General features: G+C 57.7%; 12 protein-coding genes and 1 tRNA gene. 6 read left to right on the forward strand and 7 right to left on the reverse strand.

Annotated features, from left to right (window positions below):
- Positions 1 to 52: 52 nt before the first annotated feature.
- Both hemH and hemE read right to left on the reverse strand, forming a co-directional pair.
- Positions 53 to 1,033 carry a ferrochelatase gene (gene hemH / locus DHV10_RS13240; RefSeq protein WP_109486841.1) on the reverse strand — a complete coding sequence of 327 codons (981 nt, stop codon included), beginning with the start codon at positions 1,031 to 1,033 and terminating at the stop codon, positions 53 to 55.
- On the reverse strand, positions 1,026 to 2,048 hold the full coding sequence (gene hemE / locus DHV10_RS13245; protein ID WP_420818747.1) for a uroporphyrinogen decarboxylase: 1,023 nt from the start codon (positions 2,046 to 2,048) through the stop codon (positions 1,026 to 1,028). The genes hemH and hemE overlap by 8 nt, the downstream gene beginning before the upstream one ends.
- A 202-nt stretch (positions 2,049 to 2,250) precedes the next feature.
- Here hemE and DHV10_RS13250 point away from each other — a divergent pair, with 202 nt between their 5' ends.
- Positions 2,251 to 2,676 carry a hypothetical protein gene (locus tag DHV10_RS13250; RefSeq protein WP_109486843.1) on the forward strand — a complete coding sequence of 142 codons (426 nt, stop codon included), beginning with the start codon at positions 2,251 to 2,253 and terminating at the stop codon, positions 2,674 to 2,676.
- Between the two features lie 29 nt (positions 2,677 to 2,705).
- Here the strand turns inward: DHV10_RS13250 and DHV10_RS13255 are convergent, their stop codons facing one another.
- Positions 2,706 to 2,963: a hypothetical protein gene (locus DHV10_RS13255; protein WP_109486844.1), complete on the reverse strand. Its 258-nt coding sequence runs from the start codon at positions 2,961 to 2,963 to the stop codon at positions 2,706 to 2,708.
- A gap of 483 nt (positions 2,964 to 3,446) precedes the next feature.
- Here DHV10_RS13255 and DHV10_RS13260 point away from each other — a divergent pair, with 483 nt between their 5' ends.
- Both DHV10_RS13260 and DHV10_RS13265 read left to right on the forward strand, forming a co-directional pair.
- Entirely contained in the window at positions 3,447 to 6,533 is a 3,087-nt protein-coding gene (locus tag DHV10_RS13260) for a TonB-dependent receptor (protein WP_109486845.1), read from the forward strand.
- Positions 6,534 to 6,764: 231 nt separating this feature from the next.
- Positions 6,765 to 7,067 (forward strand): hypothetical protein, encoded by a 303-nt coding sequence (locus DHV10_RS13265; protein ID WP_162601494.1) that lies wholly within the window; start codon positions 6,765 to 6,767, stop codon positions 7,065 to 7,067.
- Positions 7,068 to 7,113: 46 nt separating this feature from the next.
- Here the strand turns inward: DHV10_RS13265 and DHV10_RS13270 are convergent, their stop codons facing one another.
- A complete protein-coding gene (locus tag DHV10_RS13270) occupies positions 7,114 to 8,262 on the reverse strand; it encodes an MFS transporter (RefSeq protein WP_109486847.1) in 1,149 nt (382 codons plus the stop codon).
- Positions 8,263 to 8,267: 5 nt separating this feature from the next.
- Positions 8,268 to 9,341: a LacI family DNA-binding transcriptional regulator gene (locus tag DHV10_RS13275; protein ID WP_109486848.1), complete on the reverse strand. Its 1,074-nt coding sequence runs from the start codon at positions 9,339 to 9,341 to the stop codon at positions 8,268 to 8,270.
- A 124-nt stretch (positions 9,342 to 9,465) separates the two neighbouring features.
- On the opposite strand from DHV10_RS13275, the gene DHV10_RS13280 reads away from it, so the two are divergent.
- The 3 genes from DHV10_RS13280 to DHV10_RS27780 all read left to right on the forward strand — a co-directional run bounded on the left by DHV10_RS13280 (position 9,466) and on the right by DHV10_RS27780 (position 13,648).
- A tRNA-Ser gene (locus DHV10_RS13280) sits at positions 9,466 to 9,555 on the forward strand.
- 567 nt (positions 9,556 to 10,122) lie between these two features.
- Positions 10,123 to 11,253: an AAA family ATPase gene (locus tag DHV10_RS27775; RefSeq protein ID WP_109486849.1), complete on the forward strand. Its 1,131-nt coding sequence runs from the start codon at positions 10,123 to 10,125 to the stop codon at positions 11,251 to 11,253.
- A 649-nt stretch (positions 11,254 to 11,902) separates the two neighbouring features.
- Positions 11,903 to 13,648 (forward strand): S8 family peptidase, encoded by a 1,746-nt coding sequence (locus tag DHV10_RS27780; protein ID WP_275425922.1) that lies wholly within the window; start codon positions 11,903 to 11,905, stop codon positions 13,646 to 13,648.
- Positions 13,649 to 14,353: 705 nt separating this feature from the next.
- Here the strand turns inward: DHV10_RS27780 and DHV10_RS13300 are convergent.
- Both DHV10_RS13300 and DHV10_RS13305 read right to left on the reverse strand, forming a co-directional pair.
- Positions 14,354 to 16,033 carry a recombinase family protein gene (locus tag DHV10_RS13300; protein WP_109486852.1) on the reverse strand — a complete coding sequence of 560 codons (1,680 nt, stop codon included), beginning with the start codon at positions 16,031 to 16,033 and terminating at the stop codon, positions 14,354 to 14,356.
- Positions 16,030 to 16,458, reverse strand: a complete 429-nt coding sequence (locus DHV10_RS13305) for a DUF2924 domain-containing protein (protein WP_162601495.1) — start codon at positions 16,456 to 16,458, stop codon at positions 16,030 to 16,032. Before DHV10_RS13305 ends, DHV10_RS13300 begins: the two co-directional genes overlap by 4 nt.
- Positions 16,459 to 16,484 lie beyond the last annotated feature (26 nt).

Consider the following 16,484-nt stretch of genomic DNA (forward strand, 5'->3'; position numbering starts at 1 on the left):
GCAGCCGGCCCGGATGGAGAGGAATGAGCAGTCGGTTCTGAGCGACTCTAACTCAGGCGAGCGGCGGTTCGTTCTCTTGTAATCGACGGAGACCACGGATCGCAAGACTCGCAACTGAGCGCGCCAGGGTGAGAGAGGTGTTGAGAGACTCGGGGCGTTCGAGCTGGATGGCGAGGCTTTTGGCGTATTCCTTGAAGGCGATGTCGACGTCGTAGAGGATTTCGACGTGATCGCAGAGGAAGCCGATGGGCTGCAGCAGGAGGGTTTTCACGCCTTCGGCGGCGATGGAGGTGAGGGTGTCTTCAACGGTGGGTCCGATCCAGGGACCGCCGCTGGCACCCTGGCTCTGAAAGGCGAACCACCATTTTGGGATCCCGGAGACGCGAGCGGCGACGAGTTCCGCAGTGTGTTTGGCTTCCTGGGCGTAGGGATCGACGCCTTCGCCGGGCCAGTGGCGGGGCTGGCCTTCGTTCGCGGCGGGAGTCTGAATAGTGCGGCATGGGACGCTGTGAGCGGTGAATAGGACGGGGACGGGCGAGCCCAACTCCGAAGTGAGTTTCTCTTCGGCTGCGCGCAGGCGTTCGGCGAAGGCGTCGGCGAGGAGAGGATCGTAGGCCCATCCTTCCGTGAAGTCGATTTTGAGGGCACCGGCTTCGGCTTGAACGGCGCGTTTGTAGAGGCCGACGCTGGTGCGCGAGTTTTGCGGGGCGAGGCAGAGCACGGCGGCTTCTTCGACGCCGTCGGCGCGCATCTTGCGAACTACGTCGGGGATGTAGGGTTTCCAGTTGCGCATGCCGACGTAGACCTGCGCGTCGATGCCCTCCATGGCGAGTTCGGCTTCGACGAGTTTGCCCTGCTCGAGCGTGATATCGGTGAGAGGGCTGCGACCAATCAGCGAGTAGCGGTGTTTGATTTCCTCGATGACGTGCTCGGGGAGCGGACGGCCGCTTACGACATTGCGCAGGTATTCGGGGATGTCGTCGACGGTTTCGGGTGTTCCGTGGGCGAGAAGAAGTACGGCCTGCTTAGGCATTCGGTGTCTCCAGGCGGAACTCGCGGACCATGCGGACGACAGCCTGCACGTTTTCGACGGGGGTGTTGGGGACGATGCCGTGGCCGAGGTTGAAGATGTGGCCGGGGCGGCCCGCTGCGGCGCGGAGGATCTCTTTGACGCGGGTTTCGATCACCTCGATGGGAGCGAAGAGCGTGATGGGATCGAGGTTGCCCTGGACGGCGTGGGTATGGCCGACCTCGCGCCAACCGACGTCGAGAGGCTGGCGCCAGTCGAGGCCGATGACGTCTGCACCGGTGGAGGCCATATGCGAGAGCAGGCCGGCGGTTTCAACGCCAAAGTAGATGACGGGGACGCCCATCTCCTGCACGGCACGGACCAGGCGCTTTGAGGCTTCGAAGGCGTAGTCGCGGTAGTCGGCGAGGCTGAGTGCGCCAACCCAGCTGTCGAAGATCTGGATGACGTCAGCGCCGGCCTGGACCTGGAGGCGGCAGTACTCGGTGAGTACGACGACCAGTTTGTCGAGCAGGCTGCGCCACGAGGCGGTATCGCCATACATCATCTGCTTGGTGAAGACGTAGTTGCGGGAACCGCCGCCCTCGATCATGTAGCTGGCGAGGGTGAAAGGCGCGCCGCAGAAGCCGATGATGCCGAGGCGATCGGCGAAGTGCGATGAGACTTTTTCGATGGCGCGCGCGACGTAGGCGAGTTCGGAAGCGCGGTCGGTGCGGAGTGCCTTGACATCTTCGGCGGTGCGTACGGGATGGTGGACGACGGGGCCTTCGCCCGCCTGAAACTCGAAGGGCAGGCCCATGGGTTCGAGGGGGAGCAGGAGGTCGGCAAAGATGATGGCGGCGTCGACGCCGAGTTTCTCAGCCGCGGTAATCGTGACCTCAGCGGCGATGTCGGGCTGCTTGCAGATCTCAACGAGCGTGTGGTGCTTGCGAACGTCCCTGTACTCCTGCATGTAGCGACCAGCCTGGCGGAGGAACCAGACGGGGGTGCGGTCAACAGGCTTGCGGAGGCAGGCACGCACGAAACGGGTACCCTCAAGTAGAGATTCCTGACCTGGAACGGTCGCAGCGGCACTTTTACCGACATTGTCCATACAGGCTGATTCTAATGGGCATGCGCAGTGCCGCAAGGTACTTTGTCACACGAGGTTTGCGGGATCAAAGTGCCGGATGTTGCGCCGCGGGTTGTGTTCTCAAGGGTGGAATAGAGACAATCTGTACGCCATGAGTTCCCCGCGTGATTCGCTCCGCTTCGAAGGCGTACATTGCAGCATTCGGCTCGAGCGAGCGGCGGATTCGGTCATCCTGCTGGATATCAAAGGGACGGATACGGGCGAGTTGGGTGAGGCTCCGATGCGGGCGTTGGAGGAGTGGCTCGGGTCTTCCGGGCTCGGCCCTAATCGTCCGATGAAGCTGTTCATTGATGCGCGCGCGGTTCGCGGCGCCTCCATCGACGTGAGCAGTGAATGGGCAGCCTGGCTGAAGGAGCACCGAGGTCAACTGGAGTCGGTGACGATGCTAACCGGATCGAAGTTCATCCAGGTTACGGCGGAGTTCGTGCGGCGCTTCGCGGATCTGAACGGGATCATGTGGGTGTGCACTGAGCCTGCGGTGTTCGACCTGGCGATGGAGCAAGCGCGACGACCGTAGACTGACGATTGCCTCGGCCCGATGTTCCGTTACAGGTTGATGGTCGCCCAGTGACCGTCGACGCGATGCAGGTCGAACATGCGACCGTGCACTTCGAGCTTGTAGGTTCCGTCGGGAGGCGTTTCCTCGGCGGCTGTGATGCGGAGGCTTGTCCACACGGCGACATTCGGCCGGTCGTGATTCAGCTTGGTGCTCAGGGCGACGGTGCAAGCGCTCTGGAACGATTGACCCCGAATTACGCCGCGGAGGGTATCGGTGGTGTGTTGTTCCCGCTTTCGCTTTTCCATCCATGCCTCAGTATGCGAAGAGGTTGACTGCGCTGGGATTCTGGGCAGATTACCGGATTCTGCCAGCGGCCTGCAATTGGCTTTGTGGGTCCGGCCCGATGTGCCGTGCACGGACGGGCCGATGCTCGGGGCAAGCCCAGGTTGCCGGAGTGAGGGGCGCGCGTTCGATTCAGGCAGGAGAAGTGGCGGGAGTTAAAGGAATATTATTTTTGGGAGAATCGACAGCAACTTACACAAAACTAAATCTTTACCGGCATGTGAGGCATTCGATCCGTCCCCAAGTTACTGATTTTCAGGAACAAAGCCCGTAACACCGGCATTGGCCCCCGAATTGCAGATAGTACGACAATTCTCCCCCTGGCGTGCGTCACGCAGTGTGAAAGCGTGGTGCTTTCCCCGACCTGCCAAAAGCTCTCTCGCTTGTCGTAGTAGTTCTCAGGAATGGCAGGTCCAGCTCAACCGAAGTGAAGGATCAGAAAACATATGAAAAAGATCACTTTAGCCGCGATCTCCCTGTTCCTGTTTGCTCTAGTGGCGCCCGTCGCAGCGATTGCGCAGGCCACGGCAAGCGCGACCATCGTTGGGAGCGCAACGGATGCATCCGGAGCGGTGGTAGGGGCCCATGTGACGGCAACCAGCAAGGCCACGGGCGCCACCCGCACCACAGTTGTGAACACATCGGGGGACTTTCGCTTTGATCAGGTTGCGCCCGGATCGTACACGATCAGGGTCACCAAAGACGGGTATGCTACCTACGAGCAAAACGTAGATTTGCTGGTCGGCCAGACGGCCACCGTGGCAGCAGTGATGAAGGTTGGCCAGACCAGCCAGGTGGTTGAAGTTCATGCAGCCGATGTTGTGATCGATCTGGCGAAGACCGAGGTCGCGCAGCAGATCTCGCCGCAGGAAGTCGACCAGCTGCCGATGCTCGGCCGGGACTCTGCGAACCTCGCCTATCTGGTTCCGGGCGTTAAGGCGGCTGATTCCTACGACCCGACGAAGAACCGTTCCGCTGTTCTGTCTGTGAACGGAGCCAGCGGCCGCAACGTGAACGTGACGGTCAACGGCGTGGACAACAAGGACAACACGGTTGGCGGCACGGTCATGCAGGTACCCCTGGAGGCTGTGGAAGAGTTCAACATCAGCACGCAGCGCTTCTCGGCCGCGAATGGCCGTTCAGAGGGCGCGGTGATCAACCTGATCACGAAGAGCGGCACCAATCAACTCCACGGCTCATTGTTTTCGTTCTTCCGCGATCAGGCTCTCAATTCTGACCAGAAGACGGCGAACGGCGACGGAACGTACACCCTGAACAATTCTCCTTATGCGCGCCAGCAGTTCGGCGGGAGCTTCGGAGGTCCAATTGCGAAGGACAAGCTCTTCGCCTTCTTCGCGTACGAGCGGCAGCGCGAGCACACCTCGATTACCGACAGCGCCGGCTTTGTCAGCGAGATCTCACTTCTCACCGGTATCGGCGCCGTACCCGCGACCGTAATCCCCACGCCGTTCTTCGATACGCGATACAACGGCCGCATGGACTATCTGCTCAACCAGGCGAACAAGATGTCGTTCAGCTACACGTCGCAAGGCAATAACTCGAACAACGACCAGTCTGCCGGCAATGGGGATCTGACCAGCGGCAACACTACGACGAACCAGCTGCAGCTGGCCAGTTTCAACTGGGGCTCGACGATCTCTCAGACCCTGGTGAATCAATTCACGGCCGGATATCAGTACTGGAACAACAAGATTCTCGCGACCTCACAGCTCCCCAACCTTAACTTCAACGGCGGAGCAACTATTGGAACAAACGGCAACGTGCCGCAGCAGAGCTTCCAACGCAAGTGGCAGATGCGGGACGACATCAGCAAGGTGATCGGCAAGCACACGGTTTCTACCGGCGTCGACTACATCTGGGAGCAGGCTCTCGGCGGATACTTCAAGTTCAACACGCCGATCCAGGTGGATTTCAACATCGATCCTTCGGATCTGGGAAGCACGCCTGACCAGGTAGCCAAGGCCCTCGGTTCAACCAAGGGATTGGTGAATGACATCATCTTCGCTACGGGCGATCCCGCCACGAACGTTCCCAATGGCACCAAGCAGCTCGGACTGTACGTGCAGGATGACTGGAAGGCGACTCGCAGGCTCACGCTGAACCTAGGCGTGCGCTACGACCGCGACTTCAACATGGTGGAAGCGAACACGATCGGCACGAGCCGCACCTACCTGGAATTGAAGGCAGCATCAGCCTTCAACTCGAGCCTGCTCCCGTTTGTGAACAAGATCGCTTCCGATGACGCATTGAACTTCAGCCCGCGCGTTGGCTTTGCCTACGATGTTTTCGGCAAAGGTACGGATGTAGTCCGCGGTGGATTTGGCCTGTATTACGGTGACATCTTCCAGAACATTCCGATCTTCATGGAGCAGCAGCACAACCCGTTCATCTACCAGGCATATGAATACGACCTCGGTGATGGGCAGGTGCTCCCTGGCTATACGAACACCACGGTGGATGACTTCACCTACACTCAGGCGAACATCAACCAGGTGCTTTCTAACCTGCCGCCTCCGTCGAAGGATCTGCTGCCTGGCTCGACCGGCTTCTACATCGATCCGAACTACAAGAACCCGGTCACGGAAGAGTTCAACGCCGGCTGGGCACACTCCTTCAACAACATCTCTTCGCTCGAAGTCGATTACGTGCACGTTCTGGGACTGCACGAGAATAAGACTCGTTTGATCAATCCGAAGCTGCCGCTGGTCACGAATGGCGTTGTCGATTACACGAAGAGCTATCGTCCGCTGACTGCCGCATTTCAGGCGGCCGAAGTGCCGGTGCTCGGTTCTGTGCGCGATGAAAGCTCGATCGGGCGTTCACGGTATGACGGTTTGAACGTCAGCTATAAACAGCGCCTTTCGCATCGCTTCAGCCTGAATGCCAGTTACACGCTCGCCTGGGCTTACGGCTACGATGAGAATCCCTATCACAGCTATGCCAAGGATCCGTTGAAGCAGCTGAACCCGCGGGACTGGGGTCCGAACCCGAACGACGAGCGGCACCACATCTCTGTAAGCGGGATCATCAAGCTTCCTGCGGGCTTTGACTTCGCACCGATCCTGCAGTATGGCTCGGCGCGGCCTTACGACATCACCTCGCCGAAGGATTACACCGGGTACGGCAACCGGTCGGCTCTTTACGGCGTGCTGGTGCCGGTGAACGATCAGACCAACTACACCTACGCCCTTACGTCAGGACTGAGCGCAGCCCAGTTGCGCGCGGGATATTTCGGAGGGACGCTGACTACGGCGAAGTGGGATCCGCTGCGAGGCGATCCAACCTTCAACCTGGATGCCCGTCTTGCCAAGAACATCAAGTTCCGCGAGCGCCTGAATCTGCAGCTGATTGCTCAGGCATTCGACCTGACCAACCGGGCAAACTACGGAAGCAACTTTGGAACCAACATTGGATCTTCCAACTACCGGAAGCCGGTGGGCTGGCTGAACCCGAACAGCTCGATCACTCCTCGTTCGTTGATTGGAGAGTTTGGGTTCCGGTTCAGCTTCTAACCTGAGTCGCAGTACACCTGGAGAGGGCTGGCGTTCGCGCCGGCCCTTTCTTTTTGCCCGTTACGGAAGAGATATACACAGCGATTCTGGAGTGGCATTCGTCACTTCGAAAAAAGAAAGTGCCGCTATACTGAGGACACAAAAGCCCATTCAATCTCTTGTTGGTGGTAACGAGCTTTGCGTCTTCTGAAGAGAAGCTGGAAGTTTGCGGATGTGGCGGCTCTGTGCGCGATGGCAGCCTTGCTTGTCGTTAACAGCGGATTCGCCGTACGTTGCGGTGTGGAACAGCACCAGATGAACCGCCTGATCGCGCATGCGCAGCAGCGCCAGCAGGCCTGCCTAGCCCTTGGCCTCAAGTGGGAGGCGGACGATCAGGAGCGACAGTACAGGCCGGGCACGAGCGCGGGGACGAATGCGACCGTGGGGCCGATCTCCGGATTCGTGATGGATGTGACGGAGAACGAGTTCGGACATGCCGAGGGCCGCTGCCACGCAATCAGCGCGAGCTATAAGGAACTGATCGCGGAGTACTAGGTCTGTGCGGCGGATTGAGATCGAATTCGTCTGGGCCGGAGGCAGTTCAGGCGCAGGCTGACGGCCCGGGCTGGGTTCGCAACGCTGGAATGAGAAGAGCCATCAGCAGGATTCCACCCGGGATGATCATCATGCCGGAGCGAATGCTCGCGGTGTGGGCGGAGATGAATCCGGCCAACCAGGGGAGGACCGATCCTCCGAAGCCAGCGGTGAAGAGGATCCATCGAGAGTCCGCAGAGTGGCGCGCGCGCGCAAAGAATCCGGAGAGTACAAGCGGATAGGTGGGAGCGAGCGAGACGCCGAGGATAAACATGGCGGCATTGCGCAGCGCCACGCTCGGGGCGAATACGAGCAGAAAAGCGGCAACCGTACCCGACGCAATGACGGCTTTGTAGATTCGCATCGGTTCCGTGCGAAGAAGAAGAAGAGAACAGACGCCTCGCGAGAGCAGGAAGCCAACCCAGTAGAAGGAAGACGAGGCGGCCGCGAGCACGAGCCCGCTGTTCTCAGTGCGCAGGGCGTAGGTAGGAAGCCAACTGGCAACGGTGTTCTCGATTCCGACCTGAAGGAAAGCGGCGAAAGCGAAGACGAGCACGAGGCGGAGTGCCGCAACGTTGTTGTCGACCGGAGAAGTGAGGACCGGAGCGGGCTGATCCTTGAGAGCGAGGGCGCAAGCCAGGGCTGCACAGACCGCGGCGACGGCGAACACCACGTAGGCCGTGCGGTAATCGTGGTGCACGAGAATGCGCGCTGCAATGAGCGGAGCGGCGAGAGCACCGACGCTCCACGAAAAGTTGAGGAACGTGAGGATAGATGCGCAGCGATCGGCGAAGTTTGCGCCGACGAAGAGCGTCACGGCCGACATGGGGGCGCCGACGCTCACTCCGAGCAGAAAGAACATTGGATTGAGAAGAACGCGAGGACTGGCTGAGACGGCCAGACACGTTGCGGCCATCGCGACGAAGCCAATGGTCATCGTGCGCGCGTAATTGCGCCGGCAGAGCAGCGCTCCGACGGAGGTTCCCGCGAAATAGAGCAGGAAGAGCAGTCCGGATTCGGAGTCGCTGAGGTGATAGCGGGCGGAGAGCGACGGCAGCAAAGCGCCGCCGACTACGTGGAGAATTGCGGTAAGCACAAAGACCGGGTGCAGGATCGCGATGGCCCGGGTGGACGATATCGGAACAGCTGAGGACATCGGGCTCAGGCTCGCCGGGTTCGCGTTCTCTTCGGGTTCGGAGGGCAAGTGGATTCGCGTATGACGAGTTCTGGATGGATAGGGACAAACTCCGTGAAGGCTGCCTGCCCGCGGATTCGCTGCAAGAGGATCCGGGCGGCGGTGGTTCCCATCTGGTGCAGTGGCTGGCGGATGGTGGTGAGGCTCGGGTTGTGAAAGGCCGCGCTTTCGATGTCGTCGAATCCGACGATAGAGACGTCGTTGGGTACCTGCAAACCGTGGTTCACGAGAGCGCGAATCGCGCCGATGGCGGCGATGTCGTTGTAGCAGACGAGTGCAGTAAAGTCGGCACCGCGGAGGATCAGCTCGTTGGTAGGTTCATAGCCGAGTTCGGGGGTGGAGACGCGAAGCTTGAGCTGCACTGTTAATTCGGGCGGAACCTGGAGCTTGAGATCGCGCGCGACGTTCATAAGGCATTCCCAACGATCGTCGGCGTCCGAGCTGTGGCTGCCTCCACGCATGAAGGCGATTCTGCGATGGCCGAGCTGGTAGAGATGGCGCAGAGCGAGTTCAGCAGCGCGTTTCTGATCGAGGACAACGTTGGTGACGCCCTCGATTCTCTGGTGACCGGCGACGGCGACGGCGGGGAGCGCTCCGACTCCTTTGTGGAGGGCTGTGTCGATGAAGACGAAACCTTCTACGGAGCGATCCATGAGGAGACGCGGATACTCTTCGATCAGATCCGGCTTGCGGCGATGGCTTGCGGTGAGATAGAAGTAACCCTCTTCGATGAGGTGTTCTTCGACGCCGCTGAGAACCTGGGAGGCGTAGCTGTCGCTGAGTTCGGGAACGAGTACGCCGACGGTGAAGGTCTGGCGCTTGCGCAGGGACCGCGCAAAGAAGGAGGGGCGGTAGTCGAATTTTGCTGCGGCTTCAACGACGCGGTCACGCGTTTCCTGCGGGATGGATCGCACGCCGGGTGCGTTGTTCAGGACCAGCGAGATGGTGGCGGGCGAGAGGTTGAGGTACTCGCCGAGTGTCCGCAGGCTGATGGGCTGACCCGGCTGAGGAGCCGCTCCTGGTTTGATTCGCTTGGGCATGCACTCAATGTTGTAACACTCTAAGGCTCCTGGCTGCTCCCGGAAATGCAGGGTCGGGCGTATGTGCGTCTGGTGCGCTGGGGAGCTGATGATTACGGTAGACTGGAAGAACTTAGCGCGCCGCGGAGGGATGGGTGAGCGGTTGAAACCGGCGGTCTTGAAAACCGTTGTACTCGAAAGGGTACCGGGGGTTCGAATCCCTCTCCCTCCGCCATATAGTCCTGATGTTCGACGGCCGCCAGAGAAAAGCCAGAATTCCTCCTAGTTTCCGGGCAAATTTGCGCATGTTCGCTCCCGAAAGGGACTGGAGAATATGCGCTAGAACACACAAAGGCGAGAAAAATCTCTCTTTTCTCTGTTCGGGATTTCGGCAGTCCCTTTCCGAGTACGAAAGGGACCAGAGAAAAGGGTACCGAACCTTCGAATCCTGCTCGCTCCGCCATCAAGCCCTTTAAGTGACTAGCTAACAGAGAAGTTCTCCAATTCCCTCTCGTTTCCGGGCGAACTCGCGAGTGTGCGCACCCCGAAAGGGATGAGAGAAGTGCCCTTGAGCACCCGAGGGCCTCGAAAACGGCTCCTTTCTCTGTTTGTGATTTCAGCAGTCCGTTCTGAAGTCGGAAGGGGTTGCGGGGACTCATCATTTCGTGGATGACCGGAAGGCGAACGACCTAGATGAATCTAACCGCCTTCGAGTCCGAAGCTTCCTCTGCGGGTTCCGAATAGGCAATATTGCAGGTGTGAAAACAACGGGACTGCTAGACTTGTGGGAGAGGGTGGACCTGTGGCACGGTCGGACTTGCTGTTAAATCTGGTCAAAGCTGGGTTCAGCGGAGAGCGCGAACTTTTTACGAAGACCGTTGAAGCAGTGATCGCCGAGGAGCGATCCAAGAGCCATCATGTCTTGGCTGACTCGCTTACAGCAGCGGTAACGCATCCACCCAAAGGACCTAACGCGCCGCTTCACGTCGTTGTAAAGAGTTCGAACGCTGAAGTGCTGCTTGAACAGCAACCGGACATTTCCCTGTCCGAATTGGTGCTCCCGGAATCGGTTTCCGTCCTCGCAAATCAGCTCATCGAGGAACAACAACGAGCCGACTTGCTGCGCTCCTACAATTTGGAACCGAGAAGCCGCGTGCTTTTGACCGGCCCACCAGGTAATGGAAAAACCTCTTTGGCGGAGGCAATTGCGACTGCCCTCTCGGTGCCTTTTCTCATCGTGCGGTACGAAAGAGTTGTGAATAGCTACCTTGGCGAGACTGCGAAACGTCTGCAGGAGGTTTTTCAGTACGCACGGATGCACCAGTGCGTACTGTTCTTCGATGAATTCGACGCACTTGCCAAGGAGCGCGAAGATCGCCAAGAATCAGGCGAGATCAAACGTGTTCTTAATTCCTTGCTTCTTGAGGTTGATCGTCTGCCTAGCTATGTTGTCCTAGTTGCAGCGACAAATCATCCCGACTTGCTAGATCGTGCCGTATGGAGACGCTTCCAGATTCGGGCCAATCTACCTTTGCCAACACGAGACCAAATTGCACAATGGTTTGATCTCTTGTCGTCCCGTTTCCCGCAGCTCAACTTGTCGAAAGCCAAGCGATCTTTTTCTCAATTGGCTGGTGCGAGCTACTCGGAATTAGAGGACGTGGCACAGAATGTTTTGCGGAGATGTGTGCTGGATGGAAGCACACATCCGCATCGGGTTCTTCAAGAGCAGATTAAGCTTTGGAGTCTGAGCCATCCCAATAGGAGTGCTCAACGAAATGGCAACTCTGCCCATTCTAGTTTTTCCAACCCACGAGGTAGCCGCACGAGCAAGAAAAGGCAGCGGCGCACCAAAGATCCATCTTCCAACTCCCGAGCGACAACGAGAACGGCTCGCTCCGCAGATCCAGCGACTCGAACGAGCATTCGCTGATCAAGCTGGAGAAGTCCAGACAGATATCGAGGGTGCTGAACCCGAGAGGGTCATCGTCTTTGAAACCGTTGGCTCCATCACAGATTTTTTGAATGCTGTTCGTCGCATTGAGGGAATGGAGTGGCTTGCGGAGCTTGACGAGGAGATGGCAGCAGACCAGGATTTTTATCTGCCAGCTAATCGAACCGATCCTGTCTCCGGAAGGATCTACCTCGTAATGACGAATCAAGCCGCGCTCGCGGAAATGCTTCGTCTATGGCACGCCTACCAGACAAATCCGAATCAGCCCTTCCCAAGAGGCTTCAATAAGTTCCGCGATCTCTTTCGTCAACTGCGCGCTCTCAGGCTTTGGGGGTCTGAAGACCGCATTCGCGATACAGGCCTACTCGAGAATTGGCGATTTGATATCGAAAACGGCAGGGAAACGGTGTCGTTCGAGGCGGAACTCTGGTTTCGACATGGTGGCACCGCAAGGGAACGTGCAGAACTTCAGGTACAAAATGCAGTGCGTGCTGCCGGCGGCAACGTCGTACAATCTGCGATCTATCCTCAGATTGCGTACCACGGAGTCATGGGTTCTCTGCCGAGCGCGGCAGCCGAAGCAATTCTAAACAATCCTGGGATTCGCCTGCTGCAATTAGACGAGATCATGTTTCTCCGTCCAGCTGGGCAATCTATTGCCGTCCCATCTGATATTCCACCGCTCGACTTCGATGGCCCAGTCGGAGAAGAGCAAGTTCCTGAGGGCCCACCCGTAGTGGGTATTCTCGACGGTTTGCCGCTCGCAAATCATCGGTTGTTAACTGGAAGACTCATTATCGACGACCCGTTGAATTGGGAAGTGGATTATCGAGCAGCTGAACGATCGCATGGTACGCAGATGGCCTCTCTCATTGTCCGGGGGGATCTCTCTGCAGGGGAGGCTGCCCTCACCCGTCCTGTTTACATTCGACCAATTATGAAGCCGGATCCCCGCGACTTTCGCCAAGTACGGGTCGAAGCTATGCCGTCAAATCAGTTAGCCATTGACCTTTTGCACCTGGCGGTTCGCCGCATCTACGAGGACAACGAGGGTAACCCTGGCGTTGCGCCTTCGGTTCGGGTGTTGAATCTCTCCATTGGCGACCCCAACCGGCCGCTTGACGGTCCAATGAGCCCGTTCGGACGCATGCTTGATTGGCTCTCATGGAGATATCAAGTCCTCTTCTTGGTCAGCACTGGCAACGACCATTCCAATCTCGAGTTGGACGTTCGACAAGCGGACGTGCAGACGCTTTCTGAAGCCGAACTGTATACCGCTGTATCGCGGTCTATTCACTCGAATGCGCATCTGCGTCGCATTCTGTCCCCCTCTGAAGCAATTAACGCAATCACTGTCGGTGGCCTACATGGGGATGATTCCGGTGCGCCCACGCCACCTGCGTTGATTAATCCGTATCCGGATACCGGCTTTCCAAGCCCCATCAATCGAGTTGGTCTAGGTTTCAAGCGCGGAATGAAGCCAGATGTTCTGTTTGAAGGCGGTGTGCAGTTGTATCGACTTTCAATGAATCTGACGCAACCGAACGGCATTCTCGAACCCGCGCAAACTCCCCGGACAGGACCTGGCCAGTTGGTCGCCGTTCCTGGACACGTGGCAGGTGATTTGCGCGGAACTCGATACACGTGCGGCACGAGCAATGCGACTGCGCTAGGCAGTCGCTCTGCTGCTCTCATTCTGGACATGCTGGAGAACTTGCCAACCGAGTGGAATGCTGCATCGCTAGCGGTTCTGGCAAAAGTGCTGCTCGTGCATGGTTCGGCTTGGACCGATGCCGCAGATGCACTCCGACAATCGTTGGAACTTGGCAGGTACTATCGCGACCATGTGTCACGGTACCTTGGGTACGGGGCCGTTCAGCTAGATCGAGTTTTGGGGTGTAATGAGCATCGCGTAACTGTGATCTCAGCGTCAGAGATCGGCAACGAAGAAGGACACGTTTACGAATTACCGCTGCCGCCGAGTCTTTCAGGTGTTGTAGGCGCGCGGCGCCTTACAGTATCGTTGGCTTGGCTGACACCAATCAATCCACAGCATCGCGACTACCGACGCGCAGGACTCTGGATATCGACGCCCGAGAGTCCATTACAAACAACACGCATGTACGCTGACTGGCAAACAGTCCAGCGAGGCACAATGCAGCACGAGGTATTTGAGGGTGACAACGCAGTAGCCTACATCGACGGTGAGATGCTTCGGGTAAAGGTAAATTGTCGTGCGGATGCTGGCAGTCTTATCGAACGAGTCCCATACGCACTCGCAGTAACCCTTGAAGCAGCAGAGGACCTCCGCATACCTATCTACGAAGAAGTTGCCGAACGAGTCAGGCTGCAAGCGGAAGTGCGCACGACTTGATTCGAAATCTTCCAGCCCACCTGGAGATCTACGAAATCCCTCTTCCGAACTGTGCTAGATGATGCTCAGAGCTGCGGAAATCGCCCCGAACAGAGCGGCGAGTGCGCTCCATGTCGCGGCACACTTATTTAACCGGGAGGACTCCCTCAGAGCGTCTCTGATGCTATATATGTCGATCTGAGCGCCCAAGATGTATTGAGCAGGAACATCGGCTATGGAGGCGATCAAAGGCTCCGCCATCTCGGGAGTCGGCCGGCTCGAAAGATCCCAAAACCACGACGCGACGAAGGCGCAAGTCGCGCTTGCGATGGAAACGAACAGTAATACGAGATGAAGATGAGTCATGCCTCTACCTTTCGTGAGCGGCTTCGTTGTCCTTGATGCCCCAGTTGCCCTTGGTCCCACGCGCCAAATTGCCAAATACTCTGTGAGCGCCTGACGCACAATGCTGTCACCACTATCCAATAGCCACGCTTCGTCGCCGCAAGACAAGAAGGAAAATTTGTCATTACCCTTCCTGACAATACCCTATTCGCGCTCGATTCTCTCAGTGTTTGATTCTCATTTGAACCTGTCCTGGGTGAAAAGCCCTACACGATCCTTCAGGACGCCAAGATCCCTCCAACCTTCATGCTTACCGAAGCGTTATATTGAGCAAGAGTTTGCCGACTCGCCCGATCTCCCGGACGACTTTGTGTCAAGGGCTTATATAACTGCCAAATGTCTCCTCTGTTCCTCCCAGGTCAGCGGAATGTTCCCCATAAGCGATGCGAGCGATCTCGGCTCATTGAGCAACAGCTCGACAGACACAGGACCCAGGAACGCCAACGGGAAAATCTTCTTGACGTAGCGAGGTGTGACGCCCTGCCTGCGGGCAAGCTCTGCCAGGCTTGCAAACTTACCCGAAAGGATCAATTCATACCAGTCGCGCGCTCGAGCGAGGGCCTTCGGGACCGCCTCTCTGCTTTGCGAAGATTCGGGCCGAATGTTGCCGATCACTAGCTTCAAGGCGCTGCCTTGAGGCACGTGCCGAAACGGAGTGTCCATCGAGAAGACTGTTGGCTTGAAGGGGTGTTCAGCGGGTTGAGGACCTCGATCTTCAAGAACCTCGATCAGTGACTCGAGCTTTATAGCGAGCTCAATAGAGCCTTCGTGAACCACCACGCGATGGAGAAGGCTTCTGATAAAACCAGCCTTCTCCTTATGCGGCATACCACCCCAGCGTGCTGCTTTTAGCTTCGCAAGCTTGAGAAGCCGATCGTAATTTGGATGATCGACCTGGGGCCGCTGGACTGCGGCGAGCAGGTCTACCGGAGAACCGAGCAGCTGCGCGATCCTGTCCGATACCGCAGCTTCGAGAGCAGCTGAGGGAAGCCGCCCGAATGCACACGCCTTCTGTTTTCGACCACCAAGGACTGCTTGCGATGTGTAGTAGCAATAGCGACGTCCTTTTTTATGTGCGCTCGTCGGAATATACCGGACCCCAGACTCACTAAACAGGAGTCCCTGCAGCATGCTTCCACTCGTCGCCCGAGGACTTTTACGACTCCCCTGACAATTTTCGTCGAGAAGCTTTTGCACATCATCCCATAGAGACCGGTCGAGGATGGCCTGGTGTTCACCTGGATATGCCGAGCCGTTGTGTTTGATCTCCCCGACGTACAGGTGATTGCGCAACAGCTTGTACAGCGCTCCGCGCGAATAGAGCTTCGCGCCCGATTTCTTTCCGTTCTCGATCCGAATCTTGGTCCGTATTCCACTCTTGCAAAGCTCTTCCAGCAAGGCAGGCACGGTCTTGACTTTCAAATACAGTCGGAAGATCTCGCGGACTCGTTCGGCCTCTGATGGATTGATGTAGATTCTGCGTTCGCGCAGGTCGTAGCCCAGCGGTACTCGCCCTCCCATCCACATACCCTTAGCCTTCGAGGCAGCGATCTTGTCGCGAATGCGCTCACCCGTTACTTCCCGCTCGAATTGTGCAAATGACAAGAGCACATTGAGTGTGAGCCGGCCCATCGATGTAGTTGTGTTGAACTGCTGCGTGACCGAAACGAAGTTCACGCCCTTCGAATCGAACTGCTCGATGATCTTGGCGAAATCCGCCAGGCATCGGGTGAGTCGATCGACCTTATAGACGACGACGGTATTGACTTTGCCCTCGGCGATATCGGCCATCAACTTCTTGAGCGCTGGCCGTTCTATATTTCCGCCGGAGAATCCGCCGTCGTCGTATTTGGTGGGGATCAGCGTCCAGCCTTCATGCTTCTGCGACTGAATAAACGACTCGCAAGCCTCGCGCTGCGCATCGAGCGAGTTGAAGGATTGATCGAGGCCCTCTTCTGAAGACTTCCGAGTGTAGACGGCACATCGAATACGAGCGTTCATGCCGCTTCCCTGCTCTTCTGTTTCAGCCCAAAGAAGGCCGGACCCGACCGTCGGGTGCCCGTGATGGCACGCGCAATCTCGGACAGACTGCGGTACTTCTGCCCGTCATACATGTAGCCCTGCTCGACGGTGACGACTTCGTAGACCTTGCCTTGCCACTGGCGCACCATCCGAGTTCCAGGCCGCAAGCCGCGTTGCTTTCGGGCCTGCTTGCCGCTGGTGAAAGCTTCGAGACGTCGCAAGGTCGATGGTTTCAAACCGCCGAAGGCTTTCTCCTGGAGACGGTAGGCAATGATCGGGATCAGCAGTTCCCGGCGAAGTTTAGGATGCGGTGGCTTGTCGAAAACATCTTGCCAGAGCGCACGTAATCGCTCGGTTTCTAGGCTCGGTAGCTCAGTCAATTGGGCTTCAAGATTTGCTTTCAAATTGCCCCGAATCGCCGCGAAATCTC

This window comes from Occallatibacter savannae, assembly GCF_003131205.1.
Classification (GTDB): domain Bacteria; phylum Acidobacteriota; class Terriglobia; order Terriglobales; family Acidobacteriaceae; genus Telmatobacter; species Telmatobacter savannae.

What these genes read in the sequence shown, in the direction of transcription:
- DHV10_RS13275 (WP_109486848.1), bottom strand. Translation starts at nt 9,341, where the DNA reads ATGCCCAAGCGAATCAAACCAGGAGCGGCTCCTCAGCCGGGTCAGCCC.
- DHV10_RS13300 (WP_109486852.1), bottom strand. Translation starts at nt 16,033, where the DNA reads ATGAACGCTCGTATTCGATGTGCCGTCTACACTCGGAAGTCTTCAGAA.
- DHV10_RS13250 (WP_109486843.1), top strand. Translation starts at nt 2,251, where the DNA reads ATGAGTTCCCCGCGTGATTCGCTCCGCTTCGAAGGCGTACATTGCAGC.
- DHV10_RS27780 (WP_275425922.1), top strand. Translation starts at nt 11,903, where the DNA reads ATGTTTCTCCGTCCAGCTGGGCAATCTATTGCCGTCCCATCTGATATT.
- DHV10_RS13255 (WP_109486844.1), bottom strand. Translation starts at nt 2,963, where the DNA reads ATGGAAAAGCGAAAGCGGGAACAACACACCACCGATACCCTCCGCGGC.
- DHV10_RS13260 (WP_109486845.1), top strand. Translation starts at nt 3,447, where the DNA reads ATGAAAAAGATCACTTTAGCCGCGATCTCCCTGTTCCTGTTTGCTCTA.
- DHV10_RS13270 (WP_109486847.1), bottom strand. Translation starts at nt 8,262, where the DNA reads ATGTCCTCAGCTGTTCCGATATCGTCCACCCGGGCCATCGCGATCCTG.
- DHV10_RS13265 (WP_162601494.1), top strand. Translation starts at nt 6,765, where the DNA reads ATGGCAGCCTTGCTTGTCGTTAACAGCGGATTCGCCGTACGTTGCGGT.
- hemH (WP_109486841.1), bottom strand. Translation starts at nt 1,033, where the DNA reads ATGCCTAAGCAGGCCGTACTTCTTCTCGCCCACGGAACACCCGAAACC.